This window comes from Syntrophotaleaceae bacterium (assembly GCA_041390365.1).
Lineage (GTDB): Bacteria > Desulfobacterota > Desulfuromonadia > Desulfuromonadales > Syntrophotaleaceae > JAWKQB01.
The window spans coordinates 82,546-104,729 of the sequence record JAWKQB010000001.1; the positions used below are offsets into that span (position 1 = coordinate 82,546).

Annotated in this window: 21 protein-coding genes; 11 read left to right on the plus strand and 10 right to left on the minus strand. The window is 60.0% G+C overall.

All coding sequences use genetic code 11. The features are described 5' to 3' along the window. Positions 1-198: 198 nt before the first annotated feature. The 5 genes from R2940_00385 to R2940_00405 all read left to right on the plus strand — a co-directional run bounded on the left by R2940_00385 (position 199) and on the right by R2940_00405 (position 5,437). Positions 199-978 (plus strand): inositol monophosphatase family protein, encoded by a 780-nt coding sequence (locus R2940_00385; GenBank protein ID MEZ4598231.1) that lies wholly within the window; start codon positions 199-201, stop codon positions 976-978. Between the two features lie 155 nt (positions 979-1,133). After that, entirely contained in the window at positions 1,134-2,102 is a 969-nt protein-coding gene (locus R2940_00390; GenBank protein ID MEZ4598232.1) for a D-2-hydroxyacid dehydrogenase, read from the plus strand. A gap of 213 nt (positions 2,103-2,315) precedes the next feature. Continuing rightward, the gene (locus R2940_00395; GenBank protein ID MEZ4598233.1) at positions 2,316-3,188 is read left to right on the plus strand and encodes a tetrahydrofolate dehydrogenase/cyclohydrolase catalytic domain-containing protein; all 873 of its coding nucleotides are present in this window, start codon (positions 2,316-2,318) and stop codon (positions 3,186-3,188) included. Positions 3,189-3,304: 116 nt separating this feature from the next. Continuing rightward, complete coding sequence (locus tag R2940_00400; protein MEZ4598234.1) at positions 3,305-4,750, plus strand: SH3 domain-containing protein; 1,446 nt, start codon at positions 3,305-3,307, stop codon at positions 4,748-4,750. Positions 4,751-4,783: 33 nt separating this feature from the next. Further along, positions 4,784-5,437 carry a glutathione S-transferase family protein gene (locus R2940_00405; protein MEZ4598235.1) on the plus strand — a complete coding sequence of 218 codons (654 nt, stop codon included), beginning with the start codon at positions 4,784-4,786 and terminating at the stop codon, positions 5,435-5,437. A gap of 10 nt (positions 5,438-5,447) precedes the next feature. Here R2940_00405 and mnhG read toward each other — a convergent pair whose 3' ends face one another. From mnhG to mbhE, 7 genes are read right to left on the minus strand one after another with little or no spacing between them, the layout of a single operon-like run. Further along, positions 5,448-5,822 carry a monovalent cation/H(+) antiporter subunit G gene (gene mnhG, locus R2940_00410; GenBank protein MEZ4598236.1) on the minus strand — a complete coding sequence of 125 codons (375 nt, stop codon included), beginning with the start codon at positions 5,820-5,822 and terminating at the stop codon, positions 5,448-5,450. Then, a complete protein-coding gene (locus R2940_00415; protein MEZ4598237.1) occupies positions 5,819-6,088 on the minus strand; it encodes a monovalent cation/H+ antiporter complex subunit F in 270 nt (89 codons plus the stop codon). The genes mnhG and R2940_00415 overlap by 4 nt, the downstream gene beginning before the upstream one ends. Next, a complete protein-coding gene (locus tag R2940_00420; GenBank protein MEZ4598238.1) occupies positions 6,085-6,567 on the minus strand; it encodes a Na+/H+ antiporter subunit E in 483 nt (160 codons plus the stop codon). The genes R2940_00415 and R2940_00420 overlap by 4 nt, the downstream gene beginning before the upstream one ends. Continuing rightward, positions 6,564-8,075, minus strand: a complete 1,512-nt coding sequence (locus R2940_00425) for a Na+/H+ antiporter subunit D (GenBank protein ID MEZ4598239.1) — start codon at positions 8,073-8,075, stop codon at positions 6,564-6,566. Before R2940_00425 ends, R2940_00420 begins: the two co-directional genes overlap by 4 nt. Further along, on the minus strand, positions 8,072-8,419 hold the full coding sequence (locus R2940_00430) for a Na+/H+ antiporter subunit C (GenBank protein ID MEZ4598240.1): 348 nt from the start codon (positions 8,417-8,419) through the stop codon (positions 8,072-8,074). Before R2940_00430 ends, R2940_00425 begins: the two co-directional genes overlap by 4 nt. A 3-nt stretch (positions 8,420-8,422) precedes the next feature. After that, on the minus strand, positions 8,423-8,830 hold the full coding sequence (locus tag R2940_00435; GenBank protein MEZ4598241.1) for a Na+/H+ antiporter subunit B: 408 nt from the start codon (positions 8,828-8,830) through the stop codon (positions 8,423-8,425). Then, positions 8,827-11,130, minus strand: a complete 2,304-nt coding sequence (gene mbhE / locus R2940_00440) for a hydrogen gas-evolving membrane-bound hydrogenase subunit E (GenBank protein MEZ4598242.1) — start codon at positions 11,128-11,130, stop codon at positions 8,827-8,829. The genes R2940_00435 and mbhE overlap by 4 nt, the downstream gene beginning before the upstream one ends. A gap of 408 nt (positions 11,131-11,538) precedes the next feature. Here mbhE and R2940_00445 point away from each other — a divergent pair, with 408 nt between their 5' ends. The 3 genes from R2940_00445 (at position 11,539) to lspA (ending at position 15,129) form a co-directional block, all read left to right on the plus strand. After that, positions 11,539-11,706 carry a hydrogen-dependent growth transcriptional repressor gene (locus R2940_00445; GenBank protein ID MEZ4598243.1) on the plus strand — a complete coding sequence of 56 codons (168 nt, stop codon included), beginning with the start codon at positions 11,539-11,541 and terminating at the stop codon, positions 11,704-11,706. A gap of 142 nt (positions 11,707-11,848) precedes the next feature. Beyond that, positions 11,849-14,632: an isoleucine--tRNA ligase gene (gene ileS / locus R2940_00450; protein MEZ4598244.1), complete on the plus strand. Its 2,784-nt coding sequence runs from the start codon at positions 11,849-11,851 to the stop codon at positions 14,630-14,632. Continuing rightward, positions 14,632-15,129 (plus strand): signal peptidase II, encoded by a 498-nt coding sequence (lspA, locus tag R2940_00455; protein MEZ4598245.1) that lies wholly within the window; start codon positions 14,632-14,634, stop codon positions 15,127-15,129. Before ileS ends, lspA begins: the two co-directional genes overlap by 1 nt. Positions 15,130-15,215: 86 nt before the next feature. Here lspA and R2940_00460 read toward each other — a convergent pair whose 3' ends face one another. Next, complete coding sequence (locus tag R2940_00460) at positions 15,216-16,139, minus strand: rhomboid family intramembrane serine protease (GenBank protein ID MEZ4598246.1); 924 nt, start codon at positions 16,137-16,139, stop codon at positions 15,216-15,218. Positions 16,140-16,267: 128 nt separating this feature from the next. On the opposite strand from R2940_00460, the gene R2940_00465 reads away from it, so the two are divergent. Continuing rightward, a complete protein-coding gene (locus tag R2940_00465; GenBank protein MEZ4598247.1) occupies positions 16,268-16,492 on the plus strand; it encodes a DUF4911 domain-containing protein in 225 nt (74 codons plus the stop codon). 129 nt (positions 16,493-16,621) lie between these two features. Here R2940_00465 and R2940_00470 read toward each other — a convergent pair whose 3' ends face one another. Beyond that, positions 16,622-17,782: a mechanosensitive ion channel family protein gene (locus R2940_00470; GenBank protein MEZ4598248.1), complete on the minus strand. Its 1,161-nt coding sequence runs from the start codon at positions 17,780-17,782 to the stop codon at positions 16,622-16,624. 135 nt (positions 17,783-17,917) lie between these two features. On the opposite strand from R2940_00470, the gene R2940_00475 reads away from it, so the two are divergent. Next, positions 17,918-19,855, plus strand: coding sequence for an aconitate hydratase (locus R2940_00475; GenBank protein MEZ4598249.1), 1,938 nt, complete (start codon positions 17,918-17,920; stop codon positions 19,853-19,855). A gap of 73 nt (positions 19,856-19,928) precedes the next feature. On the opposite strand, the gene R2940_00480 is transcribed toward R2940_00475, so the two are convergent. After that, entirely contained in the window at positions 19,929-21,659 is a 1,731-nt protein-coding gene (locus R2940_00480) for an aldehyde ferredoxin oxidoreductase C-terminal domain-containing protein (protein MEZ4598250.1), read from the minus strand. 136 nt (positions 21,660-21,795) lie between these two features. Here R2940_00480 and R2940_00485 point away from each other — a divergent pair, with 136 nt between their 5' ends. Continuing rightward, positions 21,796-21,942, plus strand: a complete 147-nt coding sequence (locus R2940_00485; protein ID MEZ4598251.1) for a hypothetical protein — start codon at positions 21,796-21,798, stop codon at positions 21,940-21,942. The last annotated feature ends 242 nt before the right edge of the window (positions 21,943-22,184 follow it).

The following is a 22,184-nucleotide window of genomic DNA, read 5'->3' on the forward strand; positions in this document are numbered from 1 at the left end:
TTCGACCCCGATACCGATATCGAATCCGAAAAAACTCCTTTGCAGAATATTTTTCAAAAATTCCGGCCGGCATCGCAAATGCCGGTCTTTTTGTTCCGGGTCCGCAGCAGGAATGGTATGCTATTCACAGCCTTCCCCGACAAGCGGGGGACGTAAGTGTTTGATTCCTGTTGAGGTTGCAATTCTTTGCGAGGTGTCATGGAAGAGCTTCTCAAGACCGCCCGGTCGCTGGCTCTGACGGCCGGCAGTCATATTCGGCAGTCCGCTTGTAATCTGGGACGGGTGGGCTACAAGGGGCGGGCCGATCTGGTCACGGATGTCGATCGACAGGCCGAAGAGATAATCCTCGGAGGCCTTCGGCAAACATATCCGGACCATGCCGTTCTCGCCGAGGAATCAGGAGAAAACCTGGTTCAAAGCGATTTTCGCTGGGTCATAGATCCGATCGACGGAACGACCAATTTCGTTCACGGTTATCCATTCTTCTGCGTTTCAGTTGCTGTCCAGTACCGTCTGGAAACAGTGGCCGCCGTTGTCTACAATCCTGTTCATGAAGAGTTATATACCGCGCTCAAAGGCCGGGGGGCGTGTCTGAACGATCGGCCGATCGCCGTCTCCCAAACCGGCGAACTGGCCAAATCCCTGGTTGCCACCGGCTTCCCCTATCGCCTCGGCGAGAGGTGGCAGCACTCCATGTCCCTTTTTGAAGCCTTCTATCTGAACAGCCATGGGGTTCGGCGCGACGGCGCTGCTGCACTGGACCTCTGTTACGTTGCGGCGGGGCGCTTCGACGGGTTCTGGGAATATGAGCTGAAGCCGTGGGATGTTGCTGCGGGGATTTTGATCGTACAAGAAGCCGGCGGAAAAACGACCGATTTCGAGGCCAACCCCAGCGGCATCGCCGACCGGCAGATTCTGGCCAGCAACTGTGTAATCCATGAAGAAATGCTTCAGGTTATCCAAAGGCATCCGGTTTAGGCAGATACGATGGAATTAAATGCCGGAGCGAACTCGTCATGCCCGAATGATTCTGTCGGGGCATCCATTGATATTAAAGGACTTAAGTCGGGATTCCCGATCTGAACCGCTTCGGGAATGACGTTTTTCTGGCTGTCAAGGAAGGAGGCGAGTTAATGAAAATCGTTGTTCTGGATGGATATGCGTTAAATCCGGGAGACCTGAGCTGGGCCCCGTTGCAGGAACTCGGCGAGCTGAAAGTGTATGACCGCACCCCGCGGGAGCTGGTTTTAGAGCGGGCTGGCGATGCGGATGCCGTGCTTGTCAATAAGGTTGCGCTGAACGCCGAGGTTATCGGGAAGCTCCCCCGTTTGCGTTATATCGGAGTGTTGGCCACCGGTTTCGACGTCGTCGATCTGAAGGCGGCGCGGGACAGAGGCATTCCGGTGACGAATGTTCCCGGTTACAGTACCCGTTCCGTGGCGCAGATGGTCTTCGCTCTGCTGCTGGAGCTGACCCAGCAGGTCGGTCATCACGACCGGCTGGTGCGGGAAGAGGGCCGCTGGAGCGATTGCCCCGATTTCTGTTTCTGGGATCGTCCGCTGCTGGAACTTGACGGCCGGACCATGGGAATCGTCGGCTTCGGACGGATCGGCCGGCAGGTCGCAGCCATCGCCCGGGCTTTCGGCATGAAAGTGGTGGTGCATACGGCTCATCCGGATAAATACCGGGATCTCCCGGAGGGCAGGGCGGTTCGTTTTCTGGAACTCGACTCACTTTTTGCCGAAAGCGACGTGGTGAGTCTGCATTGCCCCCTGTCCGCCAAGACTGAACGGCTCGTCGATGAACGCCGCCTGGGTTTGATGAAACCGAACGCCCTGCTGATCAATGCCGCCAGGGGGCCGCTTCTGGATGAAAAGGCGGTGGCTGATGCTCTTGAGCGGGGCCGCCTCGGCGGCCTGGGTGCCGACGTTCTCGGCAAGGAACCACCCCGCCCCGATAACCTTTTGCTGAAGGCGCCAAAGGTCGTTCTCACCCCCCACATCGCCTGGGCCACACGGGAGGCCCGAACCCGGCTGCTGCACACCGTGGTCGAAAACCTCCGGGCCTTCCAGGAAGGCCGCTCGCTGAACGTGGTCAATTAAAATCGGTCCCGGGTCAAGAAATTCGGTCCCGGGTCCCTGGTCGAAAATCCAAAGAGCAAAGTGCTCAGTCTCAGATCTCTGGTCTCAGTCTTCTGCACCCGGGACTCGGGACTCGAAACTCTGGACTTGTTTATTCACACTTGAATCCCGCTGTGAATCGGTTTAGGCTTAGCAGCCGAAACGGCATGCAGTTTTCTTAGAACAGGAGTAGCGATGTCAGCGAAATTGCTTGAGGGTAAAGTTGTCGCCGAAGCGGTGCTGAAGGATGTGGCGGAGAGGGTGGCAGCCCTGAAGGAGAAGGGCGTTAATCCCGGCCTGGGAACCATCCTGGTCGGTGAAGACGGTCCCAGCATCAGCTATGTCAACAAGAAGCGGGAGACCTGCCGGGCGGTGGGCATCGCATCTTTCCATATCGAGATCCCCGCCACCGCCAGGCAAGCCGACCTCATCGCCGCTGTACGGGATTTCAACGAAAGCCCCGACGTCGACGCCTTCATCATCCAGTATCCTCTGCCCAGGGGATTCGACTTCGGCGAGGCTTTGATGCTGATGGACCCGAACAAGGATGCCGACGGCCTGCATCCCGTCAACCTCGGCCGCCTGGTTCTGCAGGAGCCGGGTCCGGTCCCCTGCACCCCGGCAGGCATCCGGGAGATGCTCAAGCACTACGGCATTTCGGTGGAGGGCAAGGAGATGGTCATCATCGGGCGCGGTCCCACCCTCGGGCGGCCCCTGTCCCTCCTCATGACCCTCAAGCAGCAGTTCGCCAATGCCGCAGTCACAGTGGTTCATTCCGGCATCAAAGATATCGCGGTCTACACCCGCCGGGCCGATATCGTCATTGCCGCAGCCGGCAGTCCGGGCGTCCTCAAGCCGGACATGATCCGGCCTGGTGCGGTAGTGGTCAGCGGCGGCATCAGTTGGGAAGGCCGCAAGCTGCTGCCGGATGTGGACGAGTCCGTCGGCGAAGTGGCGGGCTGGATTACACCACGTCTCGGCGGCGTCGGCCCCACCACTGTCGCCATGCTGTTGCGCAATACCGTCATGGCGGCGGAAAAAAGAAAAAACACCACGCGGACGGAGTAACCCCGTTTTGCGAAAAGCTCAAAACCTGTATAGTGAAGGGACGCAACCCTCGAGGGAAGCGTCCTTTTTTTTGGTTTTATGACTATCAAATGGAAAGCACCAAAGGTGGTTCGAACATGAATAATGACCGCTTGCTTGCGCTTTTGGGGAAATATGGCCAATTTGACTGTTGCGGGGGCCGTTTTGCGTCCAAGGCGAACAAACTCCTGTCAGGCTGCCTGCTGCTCTTAGTGGCGGGCTGCGGGCCACCTGCCACGGCTCCCCTTGGAGAAATTGCCGACCTGCTGGTGTATTCCCAGAATGCCCTACACTACATCGATGCGGCGGCTGCCGATCAACCCTTGCTGGAGCAGGCGCGCCAGCAGGCAGCGGCCGAAAAATTCCTGATCAATTATTTCAGGCCCTGGGACCGGTCACTGAAAGCAAATCCGGCCGATCAGGTTTTTGCTCCCCTGCAGGATCTCCATGAGCGCACCCTTTACCAGGGCAATCTCCTCCCTTACGGCGAAGAGAAGAAACGGAGTCTGGTCGAGCTTTGCGATCGAACCCGGTATCCGAGCATGGACCTGCGGGCCGTCACCCTGCGGGATACGGACCTGCGGGCCCTGCCTACGCAAGAGCCCGGTTTCGCCGACCCCCGACAGGCGGGGGAAGGTTACCCCTTCGATTACTTTCAGTATTCGGCCATCCCCGCCAACACCCCCGTGCGGATCCATCACCGTTCTGCGGATCGTGCCTGGTATCTGATCGAGACCCCCCATGTCACCGGCTGGCTGCCGGCCCTCGATGTCGCCCCCGTCGATGACAAGTTCGTGGAGAGGTTTCGGACCGGCCGCTATGTGACCGTTCTCCGGGATAACGTGGCTCTGCTCGACACCGGCGGTAATTTTCGCCGGAACGCCTCTATCGGAGCCCTGCTCCCCCTGTCCCCGTCCGTTTCGAGCGGGAACCGGCGGGTGCTGATCGGGGTTGCCGACAGTGGCGGAAGGGGGATTGTGGTGGAAGCCGAACTCCCCGGAGAATCGGCCGCACTCTGGCCTCTGCCCGCCACTCAGGAGAACATGGCCGGCCTGATGAATCAGATGATGGGCAAGCCCTACGGCTGGGGGGGCATCGCCGGCAACCGGGACTGTTCCTCGACTCTGCAGGATCTGTTTGCGGCTTTCGGGATCGACCTGCCCCGGAATTCCGCCTGGCAGATGCGGAAAGGCGCCACCGTTTCCCTCGAGGGAATGTCCCCGGAGAGAAAGGAGGAATTGCTGCTGGCCCGGGGAAAACCGTTCCTGACCCTGGTTGGATTGCCGGGGCATGTTATGCTGTATATCGGTCGGCAGGACGATCGGGCAATTGTTTTTCACACCAAATGGGGCATCAGAACCGTTTCCGCCAACGGAAAAGGGCGCCATCTGATCGGCAAAACGGTCATCACTTCGCTCCAGCCGGGCCGTGAATTGCCTGATATCGACCGACCGGAGGGAGATCTGCTGGAGAGGGTCGATGCCATTGCTTTCCCTGCCCGGGACAAAAACCCGGAAAAAATCGCCGAGTCCATCCTCCCTTGAAGCAGACCGTGCCGATTTGCAGGAGGCCGTCAAATGGAAACCATCGAACTGTTCAGCGCCCGGGTCTGCCCCTATGCCCACCGCAGCCGTCTGGCCCTGATGGAAAAGGGTCTGCCCTTCGAGCTGGTGGAAATCGATCTGCGCAACAAGCCAGCCTGGTACAGGGAGATCAACCCCTTTGAATCCGTTCCGGCTCTTCGCCAGGGCAGCTTCCTCCTGCGGGAATCCCTGGTCATCAATGAATATGTCGAAGAGCTGACTCCCGAACCTCCCCTGTTGCCGGCGGTCCCCCGGCAGAGGGCCGAGGCCAGATTGTGGATCAGTTTTGCCGACTCCCGCATGGTTCCTCTGTTCTATCGGCTGCTCAAGGCGCGGGGCGAGGAGGAAAAAGCCACCGCCGGCCGGGATCTGTTGTCGGTTCTCTCCTGTCTCGACGAAGAGTTGCACCGCCGCCAGGGGGGCGGACCCTACTGGGGCGGCAGGTCGGTCTGTCTGACCGATCTTGCCCTCTACCCCTGGTTCGAACGCTGGCCGGTGCTGGAGCATTATCGGGGATGGGCGATTCCCCGGGATATGACGGCTCTTCTCAGCTGGGTCGAGGCGATGAAAGGCCGGGACGCTGTGGTGCGCGGCGGGCAGAGCGCCGAATTCTACATCGGCGAGTATGCGCGCTATGCGGAGGGTTGAACGTTGGGGCTCAACCCTTCTCTTCTTCCTCTGCACCGACGGAAGCCAGGTTGCCCTCTTCGCCATACCGGCCACGCAGTTCGTCCAGGAAAGTCCCCTGCCAGAGTCGAATGCCATCGAGATAGGCGATACGCGCGATGCGATGGGCGGCGATAGGGGTGGTCAGCAAGAGGAAAACGGCCGTTGCCAGGGCACGGGTGGCGATGTCGAGCCGGGCGAAGTACCAGGCAAAGCCGATCAGCAGCAGGACCAGCCCGAGGTTGGCCGACTTGGAGGTGCAGGCCAGGCGCATGAACAGGTCCGGCATGCGCAGTATGCCGATGGCCGCGATCAAAGTGAAGAGGGACCCGCTGACGAGCAGCACGCAAATCAAAACCTCTTTCATACGCCCCCCCGTTTCTCGATATAGTAGGCGAAGCCGATAACGCTCAAAAAGGCGATACCTGCCCAGATGGCCGTCACATCCACCGCCACCGCATGTTTTTCCTCTATTCCCGACACCAGAATGATTCCCGCTATCGAGATGGCGATCAGGTCGAAAGCCACAATCCGGTTACTCAGATCCGGTCCGAGAAACAGGCGGATGAAGGCCAGGGCCATGGCCCCATAGAGCAGGGGAGAGACGATCCAGGTAATGACCAGGCTGATCACTGCAGCAGCTCCTTGATCGGTTTTTCGAACTTGTTTTTGAGGTCTCTTTTGAACTTTTCCGGGTCGTCCACATACATGGCATGGATGTAAAGGGTTTTTCGGTCGTCGGAAACGTCCAGACTGAGGGTTCCCGGAGTCAGGGTGATGACGTTGGCCAGGAAGGTGATCCCCAGGTCGGACTCCAGTTCCAGGGGGATGGCGAGAACCGCCGGTCGCATGTGATGCACGGGGGTGACGACGTCGAAGGCGATGCGCAGGGCGGACAGCAGTATCTCCCACAGGAAAAAGGCGATGAATCTGGATCCGAGAAAAATCTTGTGCAGATAGAAGATCAGCGGCACGCCTTCACCGGTGGGATGCGAGATCCACAGGGCCAGAGATCCGAGAGCGAACCCAAGGAAGAAATTGCCCAGCGAAAAGTTGCCGGTCAGGGCCATCCAGATCAGCGGCAGAAAAACGATCCCCCAGAAACGCTTCATGGCCTTGCTCCCAGTACGGCTTGAATGTACTGTCCGGGATCGAGCAGCTGGGAGGCTGCCTGACCGGCCAGTTCGAACAGAGGTTTAGGCCAGAAGCCGATCCCAAGGGTCAGCAGGGCCAGGGTGATGATCGGGATATAGAGCAGGGCCGCTTCGGGGAAATCCAGTTTTTTCTGGGGTGGCCGGCCTTCGGAATGGTCTATCGGTACCTTGCCCCAAAACGCCTTCGTCCAGATTTTACTCATGGACAAAAGCGTCAGGATGCCGACAAAAAGGGCGGTGGCGCCGATGAGAAAGCGCCCTTCCTGAAAACTGGACCAGATCAGAAACAGTTTGGCCCAGAATCCGCTAAGGGGCGGCAGGCCCGCCAGGGACAGGGCCGATATCAGGAACAGGATGCCCAGCCAGGGAGCCGTGCGAGCCAGCCCGCCCAGCCCGGCCAGCTCCTCGGTGCCTCGCAGGCGCCGGGCAACGCCCCCGACCAGGAACAGGTTGGTTTTGGCGAGAATATTGTGGATCGTGAAAAATATCCCTCCCGCCAGGGCCAGGGGGGCGAAGAGGGCCAGACCCATGATCATATAGCCGATCTGGCTGATGATGTGAAAGGAAAGGATATGCCGGATGTTGTTTTTGGAAACGGCACCGAAGACCCCTGTGACCATGGTCAGCCCGGCCAGCAGCAGGATCAGTTCATGGGTGAAGGAGATGTCCTGGACAAACAGCAGGGTAAAGACCCGGATCAGTGAATAGACCCCTACCTTGGTCTGCAGTCCTGAAAACAGGGCGGTGACGGCGACCGGCGGGGCGTTGTAGGAATCCGGCAGCCAGGCAAAGAAGGGGAACAGGGCCGCCTTGATGCCGAAGGCTACCAGAAAAAGCATGGCGAGTATGGACGAGATGCCGGGATTGCCGAGATTCTGCAGCCGCAGGGCAATATCGGCCATGTTAAGGGTGCCGATCATGCCGTAAAGGATTCCCAGGGCGGTGAGGAAAAAGGCCGAGGCCACCAGGTTGAGCACGACATATTTGATGCCTCCCTGGAGCTGCCCCTTTTCGCCACCCAGACATAACAGAATGAAGGAGGCCATGAGCATGACCTCGTACCAGACATAAAGGTTGAACAGGTCGCCGGCCAGAAAGCAGCCGGCAACCCCCATCAGCAGCATATGCTGAAAGATGTGGAAGCCGTGGCGCTGACGATCCCGATCGATGTCGACCAGAGCGTAACAGGTTGCGCCGGCATTGATAATCGCGGCGATGGCGATCATCAGGGCGCTCAGCATGTCCGCCACAAGGCTGATCCCGAAGGGAGCCGGCCAGTTTCCGGCCTGCAGTACCAGGTAGCCTTGGCTGCGGACCGCTCCCAGCAGGGTCAGGGCTGCATAAAGCTGGGCCGCCGATCCCAGGATCGATAACAATTGCTGCAGCCGGACCGATTTCAGGCAGATCAGGCATAGAACCGATGTGCAGAAAGGGATCAGCAGAGGCAGGGTGATCAGATGCATCATTGATCCGTTGTCCTCATCTCGTCGAGATTATCCACCCCTGCCGTTCCGGCGGCTTGCCGGAAAAGGACCAGGGTGAAGGCCAATACGCCGAAGGCGATGACAATCGCGGTCAACACCAGGGCCTGGGGCAACGGGTCGGCGACAGTTTCAAGGGGTCGGGTCAGGCCTTTTTCGATGAGAGGCGGCTGTCCGCGGGTCAATCCGGCAGCGGTCAAGATCAGCAGGTTGACCGCGTTTGCCAGAATGCTCAGGCCGATGATCACCCGGACGGGAGTCGGCCGCAACATCATGAAAACGCCGGTTGCATACAGTCCGCCCACAACCAGGGCCAGCAGGATTTCCATCAGTCATTCCTCTCCAAGGGCAATCATCATGGCCAGTACGGCCCCCAGAACCACAAGAAAGATCCCGATATCGAACAGCAGCGGGGTGCCGAGTTTGAAAGGGGCGGGTTCGAATATTTCCACCCATCGGGCGGTCAGAAAAGGATCTCCGTCGAAATATCCGGCCAGTCCGCTGCCAATGACCACAAGCAGACCGAGACCGACCAGGCTGCGGGGGTCGATTCGGGCCAGACGGCGTGTTTCCTCAACCCCGAAGGCCAGCAGATACAGGCCGAAGGCCGCGGAGGCGATCAGGCCTCCGATAAAGCCGCCTCCCGGAAGGTTGTGACCCCGCAGCAGCAGAAAAACCGCAAACAGCAGGATCATCGGCATCAGAAAACGGGTGGCGGTGGCCAAAATTAGCGATTTCATCGGTTTTTCCGTTTCTGGGGGGAGAACTTTAAAAGAGCCCAGATCCCCACCCCGGCCATTCCCAGCACGGTGATTTCGCCCAGGGTGTCCAGGGCGCGGAAGTCGACCAGAATGGTATTGACCACGTTTCTTCCAAAGCCTTCGGGAACGCTTCTGTCCAGGAAAAACCCGCTGATGCGTTCGCCCCGTGGTCCTCCCAGAGCCACCAGGGTGAGAATCGTCATCAGCAAGCCGGCAGCTATGGAGACGGCCGCATCCAGCCGCAAGGTCCGCCGATGGACCAGGCGGCTGAAGAGGGGCAGGCGGTGGAAGATCAGGACGAACAGCAGGACCGTCATGGTTTCTATGCTGAACTGGGTCATGGCCACATCGGGCGCGCCGAACATGGCGTAGAGAAGGGCCACGCCGTATCCCACCACCCCCATGGCCAGTATGGCCACCAGACGTTCCCCGGAATGGGCGGTGACCCAGGCGGCAGCCAGAATGATTGCCGAAACGATCAGATCTCCGTATTGCAGGGGTGTGACACGGAATGCGATGGAGAAATCGCCTCGCCCGATCAGAGCAGCCCCGGTGAAAACCGTTGCCGTGATGAAAATCATCAGCAGGTAGTAGCGGAGCCGTCCGTTTTGCAGAAGAGCTGTCTGCCAGCCGGAAAAGGCGAAAGTTTTGGCCAGCAACCGCTCGTAAGCGACTTCGGCTCCATAGCGGGCCAGGCCGGCCCACCTTTCCGTTTTATTCACAAGAAAATCCTTTTGCCTGTAGATCAGATAGCCGCCGACCAGAGTCAGGACGCTGAAGCCGAGAACCGGGGTAAAACCGTGCCATAGAGCGAGTTTCGGGGCCTCGTATCCCGGCAGAAGAGAGCGCAGTGACGGCGTCACCAGCAGACGGTCGGTGGTACCGGCGAAAAGGCCCGCACCCAATCCGATAGTCGCCAGAATCAGGGGGGGCAGCCACTGCCCGGGAGGAACGGGTCCGTGAGGAAGCCGGTCGAACCGGGATGTCCCGAAAAAGGGGCGAAGGCCTGTCAGTGACGATACGGCCACCATCAGCAGACTGGTCAACAGGGCGGCGAGAATGCTCGGGGCCGCCGCCCGGGGGGCGGAGAGCACAACCTCGTAGAACAGTTCCTTGCCGAGAAAGCCGATAAAAGGGATTACTCCCGCCATGGAGAGGACGGCCATCATGACGGCGATGCCGACCAGGGGCATCTGGCGGAAAAGTCCGCCCAGTCCCCTGAGATCTCGGCTGCCCGTTGCATGGTCGATGGCCCCGACCGCCAGGAAAAGGGGCGCTTTGTAGAGGGCATGGGCCACCAGATAGACAATGGCAGCCTCGAGGGAGCGGGGGATGTCGAGGCCGATCAGAAACACCAGGGTACCCAGGGAACTGACGGTGGCATAGGCGAGCAGGCGCTTCAGATCGGTCTGCCGCAGGGCCAGCCAGATGCCTCCCAGCATGGTGAATCCGCCGACGGTTTCCAGCAGGCCGTGCCACAGAGCTGTTTCGCCCAGAATGGGACTCAGGCGGAAAAGCAGATAGATGCCGGCCTTGACCATGGTGGCGGAATGCAGATAGGCGCTCACCGGGGTGGGTGCCTGCATGGCATTGGGCAGCCAGAAATGAAAGGGGAACTGGGCCGATTTGGTGAAGGCGCCCGCGGCCGCCAGCAGCACGATCGGAAGGTACCATGCATGTTCCCGGATCAGGTCGGCCTTTTCCGCCATCAGGCCAAACTCCAGGGTGCCGGCGATCTCTCCCATCAAAAGGAGGGAGGCCAGCAGGGCCAGCCCGCCCAGGCTGGTGACCAGCAGGGCCTGAAGAGCCGAGGCGGGGACCTTCTCGCGCTGGTGGTCGAAGCCGATCAGCAGAAAGGAAGTCAGTGAGGTCAGTTCCCAGAAGACGAAAAGAGTGATCAGATTGGCGGCCAGGACCAGCCCGAGCATGGAGCCCATGAACAGGTACAGGAGAAGAAAAAAACGGCCCAGTTCCTTGTGGCCTGCCAGATAACTGCCGCTGTACAGCATGATCAGGGCGCCGACGCCGGTGATCAGAAGCACAAACACCAGGCTCAGGCCGTCGAGTTGGAAAGTGAGGCCTATGCCGAGTTCCGGAAGCCACGGCCAAGCCTCGGTGAAGGTTCCTCCCCGGGAGACAGCCTCAATCCGGGCCAGAAAATAGATCGTCAGAGCAAGCGGAGGGGCGGCCATCCACCACCCTGACCTGGATCTGAAAATACGGATCAGGCCGGGCGCCAACAGGGCCAGCAGAAAAACCGAACCGACGGCGAATCCCATGGGGAAAGCCCCTCCCTAGGAGCTTGCCGGACTCTGGGAATGGAACGGCGTGCCCCAGGCCAGACAGAAATCATGCTGGTATTGAAAGAAAAACAAGCCTTTCCAGATTTTAATGGATGCCCCGGGACAATGCAAACCCGGGGAGGAAAAAAGGGGACTGACGGAGGAACCACAGGCTGTTGTGTAGCGGTCCGTGGCGGTTTGTGTCTCTTTGTAACTTGAGTTCAAAGGTGCGGGCGGGATGTTACAGTTTGACCCCTTGAGCCAAGTCTTTGAATAATCATGGAAAAGCGGGGTGAAGAGGGGATAGCTCAATTCTGGCAACGGCCTTGCAGAACGAGCAGAGAACACTTTTTGATTTTAGAGGAGGTTTGCGTCCCCTTTCCCTGCCGCCCGGGAGGATCATGCATGGGCAAGACCGTGGATAAGCCTAAGAAATACATTGTTTCCTGCCGTATCAGTCGTCAGGAGATGGAGCAGTTGCAAAGGGTGGCCCGCCAGTCGGGAACCAATATTTCCAGCCTGCTGCGGGAGACCCTGAACTGCCTCGCGGAGCCGGGAGTGACCGGGGAATGATCCCCCATAATGCCTTTTGAACGGCGGCATCATGAGCATGAGGGGCACCTTTCGAGTGCCCCTTTTTTCTTGACTTATCCAGTCATTTTGCTAACGTACTTCCCTTGTTTTCCCCACCTGAAAGCCATCCGGGAGGAGCGCTATGGACTACAAGGATACCCTCAATCTGCCGGTGACCGAATTTCCCATGCGGGGCAATCTGCCCCAGCGGGAGCCGGAGATTCTAAAGAAATGGCAGGCTGAGGGGCTCTACCGGAAACTGGAGGAAGCCGGGGCAGGACTGCCGAATTTCACCCTCCACGACGGACCTCCCTATGCCAATGGACATACCCATATCGGCCACGCCCTGAACAAGATTCTCAAGGATATCGTCCTCAAGAGCCGGCGCATGAAGGGTTTTTACGCTCCCTATGTGCCGGGATGGGATTGCCATGGCCTGCCCATCGAACTAATGGTGGACAAGCAGCTCGGTTCGAAGAAGCGGGACATGAGCAAGGTGGAGGTCCGCAAGGCCTGCCGCCAGTATGCCGAAAAGTGGGTCCAGATCCAGAGCGATGAATTTGAACGCCTTGGCGTCCTCGGCGAATGGGATCGGCCCTACCTGACCATGACCGAGAACTATGAGGCCGCCACCGCCAGGGAACTGGCCCGGTTCGCCGAACGGGGCGGCCTGTTCAAGGGCCGGAAACCGATCCACTGGTGCAGTTCCTGCGTCACCGCCCTGGCCGAGGCCGAGGTGGAATACGCCGATCATACCTCTGCCTCCATCTACGTGAAATTCCCCTACGTCGACGAGCTTCCGCCGGAACTGAAGGAGCTGGACGGGAAGAAGATCTCTTTCGTCATCTGGACCACCACGCCCTGGACCATTCCGGCCAACCTGGCGGTCTGCCTCAACCCGGCTCTTCCCTACGCGGCTGTGGAGACGGCCGGCGAAGTGCTGGTCATGGCCGAAGGGCTGGTGGAGCCGGTCATGAAGGCGGTCGGAGCGGAAAATTACCGGGTGCTGACAACCTTCGAAGCCGGCATCTTCGAGCGCAGGGCCTGCCGTCACCCCTTCTACGACCGGGCCTCCCTGCTCATCCTGGGCGATCACGTCACCCTCGAGGCGGGCACCGGCTGCGTGCATACCGCGCCCGGGCACGGCCAGGACGACTATGTGGTGGGCCTGGCCTACGGCCTGGAGGTCTACAACCCGGTCAACGACTATGGCATCTATCGGGACGACCTGGAGTTTTTCGGCGGCATGAAGGTCGCCGAGGCCAACGGCGCAGTGAACGAAAAACTGCGGGAGGTCGGCGCCCTGCTCAAGGAGGGCAAGGTGTCCCACAGCTATCCCCACTGCTGGCGCTGCAAAAAGCCGATCATCTTCCGCGCCACCGAGCAGTGGTTCATCTCCATGGAGGCCAACGACCTGCGCAAAAAGGCGCTGCAGCACATCAACGACGTGCAGTGGATCCCCCGCTGGGGCCGTGAGCGCATCTACGGCATGATCGAGAACCGTCCCGACTGGTGCATCAGCCGCCAGCGCAGCTGGGGCGTGCCGATCATCATCTTCTACTGCGCCAAGTGCGGCGAGGCGATCACCGACGGCAAGGTCCTGCATCATGTCGCCGATCTCTTCGAGGAGTCGGGCAGCGACCTCTGGTTCGAGAAGGAGGCCGCCGAGCTGGTGCCCCCCGGCACGGTCTGCGGGGCCTGCGGCCACGGAGAATTCACCAAGGAAAGCGATATTCTCGACGTCTGGTTCGATTCGGGGGTGTCCCATGCCGCCGTGCTGGAACATCGGGATTATCTCAACTCTCCGGCCGAGCTCTATCTGGAAGGGAGCGACCAGCATCGCGGCTGGTTCCACTCCAGCCTGCTCGCCTCGGTCGGCACCCGCGGCGTCGCCCCCTACCGGGCCGTGCTCACCCACGGCTTCGTGGTCGACGGCAACGGCAAGAAGATGTCGAAATCGATGGGCAACGTGGTGGCTCCCGACGAAGTCATCAAGAAGTTTGGCGCCGAAATCCTGCGCCTGTGGGTCGCCGCCCAGGATTACCGGGACGACATCCGCATCAGCCAGGAGATCCTGCAGCGTCTGTCCGACGCCTACCGGCGCATCCGCAACACCGCCCGCTACATTCTCGGCAACATCCACGATTTCGACCCGGCCCGGGACAGCGTAGCCGACGGCGAACTGCTGGAAATCGACCGCTGGGCCCTCGGCAAGCTGGAGGAACTGGTCGCCCGGGTCGAGCGGGCCTACGAGGAGTACGAGTTCCACGTTCTGTACCATGCGGTGCACAACTTCTGCAGTGTGGAGATGAGCTCCTTCTACCTCGACGTACTCAAGGACCGCCTCTACGTTTCGCCGAAAAAGGGCCTGGCCCGGCGCAGCGCCCAGACCGCCATGTATCGGATTCTCGATGCCCTGACCCGGCTGATGGCGCCGGTTCTCTCCTTTACCGCCGAGGAGATCTGGGAGCATATGCCCGGTGAAAAGGAGTACAGCGTCCATCTGGCGCGATTCCCCCGCTTCGACAGCAGACTGTTGGACAGTGCTCTGGACGGGCGCTATGACGATCTGCTGGCGGTGCGTTCCGATGTTTCCAAAGCCCTGGAACTGGCCCGCAACGCCAAGCTGATCGGCCATTCCCTCGACGCCCTGGTGATGCTCCAGGCTCCCGAGGGCAAATGGGCCGACCTGCTGCGGAGTTACCGGAACGAACTGGCCACCCTGTTCATCGTGTCCCAGGTGGAACTGGTGGAGCTGGCCGACGATGCCGTGTCGGGAGAGGAGGTTGCGGGCCTGAGAATCAGGATCGAAAAGGCCCGGGGCGAAAAATGCGAGCGGTGCTGGAACTACGCCACCACCATCGGCGAGGACAGGGGTCATCCCTCCATCTGTCATCGCTGCAGTGCAGCACTGGCGGCCGAATAATGGCGGCCCGGTTTCGTCTGCTGGGTGCGGTGGCCGCTTTTGTGGTGCTGCTCGACCAGATCACCAAAATCCATATCGACCGGACCTTTGCCCTCTACGAGTCGCTCCCGGTGGTACCGAACTTCTTCGCCATCACCTATCTGCGCAACAAGGGAGCAGCTTTCGGCATCCTGGCCGACAGTTCCGTTCGGGTACCCTTCTTCATTATCGTGTCCCTGCTGGCGATTGCTGCCATCTTCTGGTACTTTCGGCAACTCCAGCCCGGCCAGACCGGTCAGCAGGTCGGGCTGAGCCTCATTCTCGGCGGAGCGGTGGGTAACCTCATCGACCGGATCCGCCTGGGCGAGGTCATCGACTTTCTCGACGTTCACTGGTACCAGTACCATTGGCCCGCCTTCAACGTGGCCGATTCGGCGATCTGTGTCGGTGTCGGGCTGCTGCTGCTCTGCATGTGGCGGGAGGAGCGGAGGTTGAAGGTGGAGAGGCGTGAGGGGTGAGGAGTGAGGAGTGAAGGCGATCAGACCGATTCGGCTGATCAGTCTGACCCGACCGATCGGTCCTATGAAACCGATCTCCGCCTGCATTACCACATCTCCAAAGCCGCCAGCCACGCCCCCGCCGTGAGCAGCGCCGCTCCGATTCCGGCGAGCGCGTTCAGCTTGGAATCCCCTTTGAGACGCGAAGCGGGCCAGCCGAGGAGGAGGCCGGCGAGGAAACCGAGCAGGTGAGCGCCGATGTCGGTGTTCTCGCCGCCGGTGCCGAGCAGACCCAAAAGGGCGAGAGCCGCGGAGACCGGCAGCAGCCAGCGCTTCAGCAGATGGCGGCGATGACGCAGGGCGCTGCGTGAGGCGAGGATGCCCACGGCGCCGAACACCGCCGTCGAAGCGCCTACCGCCCGGTGCCAATCCGGCTGCAACAGGGCATTGGCGACGTTCCCGAGAAGCCCGCTGACGACCACCAGGGCCCAGCCCCAACCGGCTCCGATCTCCCGGCACAGACGATCAATGAAAAACCCGCCGATGACCAGGTTTCCCAAAAGATGAAGTCCGTCCGCGTGGAGGGTGAGGGATGTGATCGCCCGCCACCACTGTCCCTCCAGGATTTTGCCGGCATCGGCATTGCCCAGTTCCGTCCAGTTGATGGACGCAAACCCGAAGCTTTCAAGGGACAGCCAGGTCAGGTTGTGAAAGATGCCCAGCAATCCCAGGATCGAAAGGGTGAGCAGGGTGTTCTGATGGTGGGGTTCCGGCTCCGGGGGCGGCGGTGGCCAGTTGCGGTTTTCTCTCTCGTACTGTTCCAGCTCGAAAAGGGCCCGCTCCCTCTCTGCGGGCGGCACCGACAGCTGCCAAGCGCGACCTTTGCGTTCGAGACCAAACGGGATGCCGCATGATTCCAGAACCAGCGCCGCCAGCCGGGCCCGGCTGCGGCTCAGAACGGGAGGCAGTTCCGTCCACTGGTCCTGCCCGGATGATGAATCCCCGGTTTTAATGTCGATCGGGTCGGTCATAAGGTTTTTAAGAAAGCGAGTCCTTTCGGGTTCGACGTCGGTATCACGATACCGACCCCAACCCCGACATCGATATCGATATCGATCCGGACGATATCGAACCTGATTCATTTATTTATGGTTTTTGCATGAGCGGACTGTCAAAAAGATATTTCCGTTTGCCGACCCGGCAGATCGGTTACCTGCGTTTTATTCTGGAAAGTTACGACGGACTTGCCTATGTCACCACCCTCGATGCCGCCGGGGGGCTGGTCGAAATCGTCTATCCCTCATCCCGGGGGACCGATGCCGACGGGCTGATCGATGCCCTTGTCGCCGAGCTGGGCATGGTGGAGCGGGAAAATCCCTTCTGACCCTTTCAATTTAGCACTGATCCGCTGTCGAGGCCTAATTCTGCCCTTTCCGCAGGACTCATGGGACGAACCAGACCCACAGGCATGCATTCAATGCCGATTTCGGTTTTTCTGGTAGATTTTAACCTGTTAAGCCGAAGGACCTGCGAATCCGGGATCCCGCACCTCGGTGGCCGCCGTGAGCAGTTCCTGGGCCTCTTCGGGAGAGCGCAGATAGAGGCTGCGGCTGGGGAAGGCGATTTCCATGCCGTGGCCTTCGAGGATTTCCATGATTTTCAGGCAGACATCCTGGCGGGCCTCGAGATATTCCCCCCAAACCGTGGTTCTGGTGAAGCAGTAGACCAAGATGTCGAGGGAGGAGTTGTTGAAGTCGGTAAAATTGACCAGAAAGAATTCCTGGTCGATGGCCGGATGATCGCGCAGCATGGTGCGAATCGCATCAACGGCCCGCCGCATCTGCCCTGGAGTCGTCTCGTAGGTGACGCCCACCGTCAACTTGATACGTCTTTTGGGCATGCGGCTGATATTGTCTACCGACAGATTGGCGATGATGTTGTTCGGAACGGTGATCAGGGTTTTGGCAAAGGTGCGGATTTTGGTGGACCGGAAACCCACCTCCTCGACAATCCCTTCGAGCTCCCCGGCCTTGATCCAGTCGCCGACCTGAAAGGGGCGGTCGAGAATGATCATCATCGAGCCGAAGATGTTGGACAGGGTGTCCTTCGCAGCCAGGGCTACCGCCAGGCCGCCGATACCGAGACTGGCGAGCAGACCGGAAATCGAATATCCCAGGTTCTGGATGGTCAGAATGACCGCCAGGAAGATGACGAAGGCCCGCAGGCTCTTGCGGATGAAGGGGAGCAGATGATCGTCCAGGGTCGATTCGGTTTTGCTCACCCAGCGGGACATGAAGGTTTCGAGCAGGGCCACGAGATTGAACAGGGCCCAGGCGATATCGAAGGTGACCAGGGACTTCAGCAGGGCATAGGCGCCCCGCCGCAGATCGACCGGTTCCGTCGGCAGCTGCAAAATCTGGATGGCGATGAACAGGCCGATGATGACCAGCATGAACTCGGCCGGCCTTTGGATGCCGGCCAGGAACTGATCGTCGTAGGGGCTTTTGGTGCGGGCTGCCATGGGATGGAAGACACGCGTGAAAATATGGTTCAGAACTTTTTTCGCGACCAGTGCGGCCAGCAGCACCAGAAAGGCGCCGGCAAAGTGACTGATGCTGATGCCGAGAAAAGTCTCCTGAAGGATGGCTTCGAGGGTGGCAAAAAATTCATTCATGGTATCCTCTCTAGGCAAGGGGAGGTTTTTTCATAGCAAAAGACTTCAGGCATTGCAAGACATTCGCCTTTTTATCCGAATGTTTCGATCCATGAATTCGTTTTCTTCATCGACTGTCAGAGGAAGGACCATCTCATGCCCAAGACGCTGACCCGCAAGATTCTCGAAAATCATCTGCTCGAAGGGAAACTCGAACCCGGAGAGGAGATTGCCATCCGTATCGATCATACCCTGCTCCAGGATGCGACCGGGACCATGGCCATGCTGGAATTCGAGGCCCTGGGACTGGACCGGGTGCGGGTCGATCTGGCGGCCCAATATGTCGACCACAATCTGCTGCAGACCGACTTCAAGAATGCCGACGACCACCGCTACCTGCGGACGGCATCGGCCCGCTACGGCATCCATTTCAGTCCGCCGGGGAACGGCATATCCCATCAGGCCCATCTGGAAAACTTCGGCCGTCCCGGGCTGACCATGGTCGGCGCCGACAGCCACACCCCCGCCGCCGCCGGCCTCTCTATGCTGGCCATGGGTGCCGGGGGCCTCGACGTGGCCCTGGCCATGGCCGGAAAACCCTACTACCTGCCCTGTCCGAAGGTGCTTGGAGTGAAACTGACCGGAAAGCTGCCCGAATGGGTCAGCGCCAAGGACGTGATCCTGGAGATGCTGCGCCGTTACGACGTCAAGGGCTGCCTGGGTATGGTGGTGGAATACTTCGGGCCCGGGGTGACGACCCTCTCCGTCGAGGACCGGGCGGTGATCGGCAACATGGGCACCGAACTCGGGGCGACCAGCAGCGTCTTCCCCTCCGACGAGCAGACCCGCCGCTATCTGCGGGCCCAGGGCCGGGAAGAGGCCTGGCAGCCGCTGGCGGCGGACGAGGGGGCCGAGTACGATGCCCTTGAGGAGCTCGACCTGTCCACTCTCGAACCCCTCATCGCCTGCCCGTCATCCCCGGGCAACGTCGTCACCGTCCGCGAGGTGGCCGGGACCAAGGTGGATCAGGTCATCATCGGTTCCAGCGCCAACAGCGGCTTCAAGGACCTGATGCGGGTGGTCGGCATCGTCAAGGGGCGCCACAGCGCGCCCTTCACCGATTTTCACGTCAACCCCGGCAGCCGCCAGGTTCTGGAGAACCTGGCCGAGGCCGACGGCATCCTGCCCCTGATGATGACCGGAGCCAAGATTCATCAGTCCGGGTGCCTGGGCTGCATCGGCATGGGGCAGGCCCCCGGCACCGGTCAGGTTTCCCTGCGCACCTTTCCCCGCAATTTTCCGGGCAGATCAGGAACAAAGGACGATCAGGTCTATCTCTGCTCGCCGGAGACCGCCGCCGCCGCGGCTCTCAAAGGGGTGATCACCGATCCTCGCGATCTGGCCAGGGAAATGGACTACCCCTCTTCCGTCATTCCGGAAAAGTTTCTCGTCGACCGCTCCGCCTTCGTCTTTCCATCGGAAGAAGGGATGCGGACCGAGGTCGAGCGGGGCCCCAACATCAAGCCCTTTCCCGAACTTGAAGAACTGCCCGAGACGCTGCGGGCCCAGGTCGTCATCCGGGTGGACGACAACATCTCCACCGACACCATCATGCCCGCGGGGAACAAAGTCCTGCCGCTGCGATCCAATATCGAGGCGATCAGCGAATTCGTCTTCTACCAGATCGCTCCGGATTTCCATGCCCGCTGCCGCGACCTCGGCCGGGTCGCCGTAATCGGCGGCGACAACTACGGCCAGGGTTCCAGCCGGGAACATGCGGCGCTGGCACCCCGCTACCTGGGGGTGCAGGTCAAGCTGGCCAAAAGCTTCGCCCGCATTCACAAAGCCAACCTGTGCAATTTCGGCATCCTGCCCCTGACTTTCAAGGACCCCGCCGATTACGAATGGGTTCGGGAAGGGATGGTTCTGGAGATTCCCGAGGTGCGCCGGCGCATCGCGGTCGGCGACCAGGAACTGCCGGTCGTGATAGACGGCAGGCAGATCATCGCCCTGCTCGACGTATCCGACCGGCAGCGGGAGAGCCTGCTGGCCGGAGGCACCCTGAACAAGGTCCGCAAGGAATTGGTGAGCTGAAACAAAAAAGGGTCACAAACCCGGGGGGCAGGTCCGACAACGGAGATTCGGACTCGGGCTTGCCCCCGGGGATTCAGAAATTCCAGAATTCGTCCAGTTCTTCATCGGTGAAATCCCAGACCACATTGTGGGGCGGGATCGGTTCGTAGGTGAAGAATTCCGGCAGGCGGTCATCGGCCTTGGTCAATCCAGCCTTCTGGTTGAAGGCATGCTCGGTCTTGAGGATGCGCTTACCCATCTCCATAAAATCATCGGGATCTATGGCAATGCCGTATTGTGCATTAATCATTTCGATCAGGGAGGTAAAAGTCTCGGGGATGTCCAGCATGGGAAAGGCGATGAAGATGCACATGCCGGTAGCGTCGACGGCGGCTGTGGCGATCTGCAGGTTGCGGGAGAGTTCCACCTGCCCCGTTTTGCTCAGGGGATCGACGAAGCCACCGACCTTGAGGATGTTGGTGGCGACGCTGTAGCCGGCGGTATGATCCGCCCCCATGGTGCTGGTGGCGTAGGTGACGCCGATGCCCTTGACCGCCCGGGGATCGTAGGCGGGAATGCCCTCGTCCTTGACCACCGGCACCCGTACCAAGCCGAAAGCCTTGCCGACCATGCTGGCGCCGTTGCCGAGGATGCGACCCAGTGGAGTGCCCTTGCCGATTTCGTCGCGCAGCACCCGCTGGCATTCCTTGCCGTCCCCCCAAGGGATCACTCCGGCTTCCATGGCCACGCCCAGCAGCACAGCCGTCTCGATGGAATCGATGCCGATATCGTCCATGATGCGGTCACATTCGGCAATATCGTCAAGGTCCTGGATCAGGCAGTTCGCACCCAACCCCCAGATGGTTTCGTATTCGAAGCCCGCGGTAACGAAATTGCACCGGGCGTCGTGGAAGACCTGGGAGCACTGGATGATGCAGCCCGTATGGCAGCCGTGCTTGGGGCGCCCCTTCCGCTCCATAATGATCTCCCGCATGGTTTCGCCGCTGATTTTGTCGTGGTGGTCGCATTGCCCATAGCGGAAGTTTTTGGTTGGGAGGCCGCCAGCCTCATTGAGAATGTTGATGAGCACGTTGGTGCCGTAGGTCGGCAGCCCCTCCCCGCTGACGGGGTGATCGAGCAGGGCCTTGGCAAAGACTTTCGCCGCGGCGCGGAACTTCTCCTCGTCGGAAATGGGAACTTTGGCCGCACCGGGATCCGCGATGGTGATGCATTTGACCTGCTTCGAACCCATGACGGCCCCCAGGCCGCCTCGACCGTGGCTGCGAATGTGCTGGGTGGGGTCCTTGGCCGAGATGTTCGCGGCGGCCATCCGCATCTCGCCGGCGGGCCCGATGGTCAATACTCCCACTTTCTGGTCGTACCGTTCCAGCATGGCGGCGATGACCGCCCTGTTGCCCTGACCGACCAGGTCATCGGCCGATTCGATGGAGACCCCATCGTCTGTAATATGGAGACGGTACCAATGGTCGGGAGGGGGCTGACCCTCGATGATCAGGGCCTTGATGCCCAGTTTAGCCAGTTGCTGGGCACCGGTGCCTCCGGAATTGCTCTCCTTGATGGTGCCGGTAAGAGGACTTTTGGCGCCGGCTGACAGACGACCGGACTGGGCGGCCATGGTGCCGGACAGCAGGCCGGGGGCAAAGATCAGTTTATTGTTTGGGCCCAGGGGGTGGCAGAGGGGAGGAACCTCTTCGGAGACGATGGTCGAGGTCAGGCCGCGTCCGCCCATACCGACCCACTTCTTGGGCACGTCCTCTTGCCTGACGCTGAGTTCGGTCATGTTGACGCGATAGATCTTGTTCATGATTTTCCTCCGGGACCGGTGATAGCTCCGGTTTGGTCTTTACCTTTATCTTTTTATTATAGCGTAAAAAGAGACGAAAAATCGATGAGTTGTCTCAGGAGGAGAATTTCCTTGGCATCGGGACCTCTCGGCAGGCATGAAAACCTTTTTGGTGGAAACCTGCCTGGTCGATCGCGGTGGTGGATTCAAACCGGATTATTGCGGCGATCACCGGGATCTGCTTCGGTTCCTGGAGAACCTGTTCTTTGCCATCCCCGGCTCAAAAAGTGTGGCACATCCCTGACCGATAGACGGTTGTCACATGCCGACCCTGCCTGGAATTGTTCTCATTGTTCCGGTGCACGGTTTTTGCATGGCATTTCACCCTGTTGTACCCATCTCTGCAGAAGAGTGAGTCATTTCCCTGCAGCATGTTCGCCGGGTGTGCGACTTTTCCATTGTGGGGTTGGAAGAATCGTGGTAATGAACAGCCACCGTATTGATTTTCAGCCCCCGGTCACACCCGTTTCACTTTCCGATTCAATA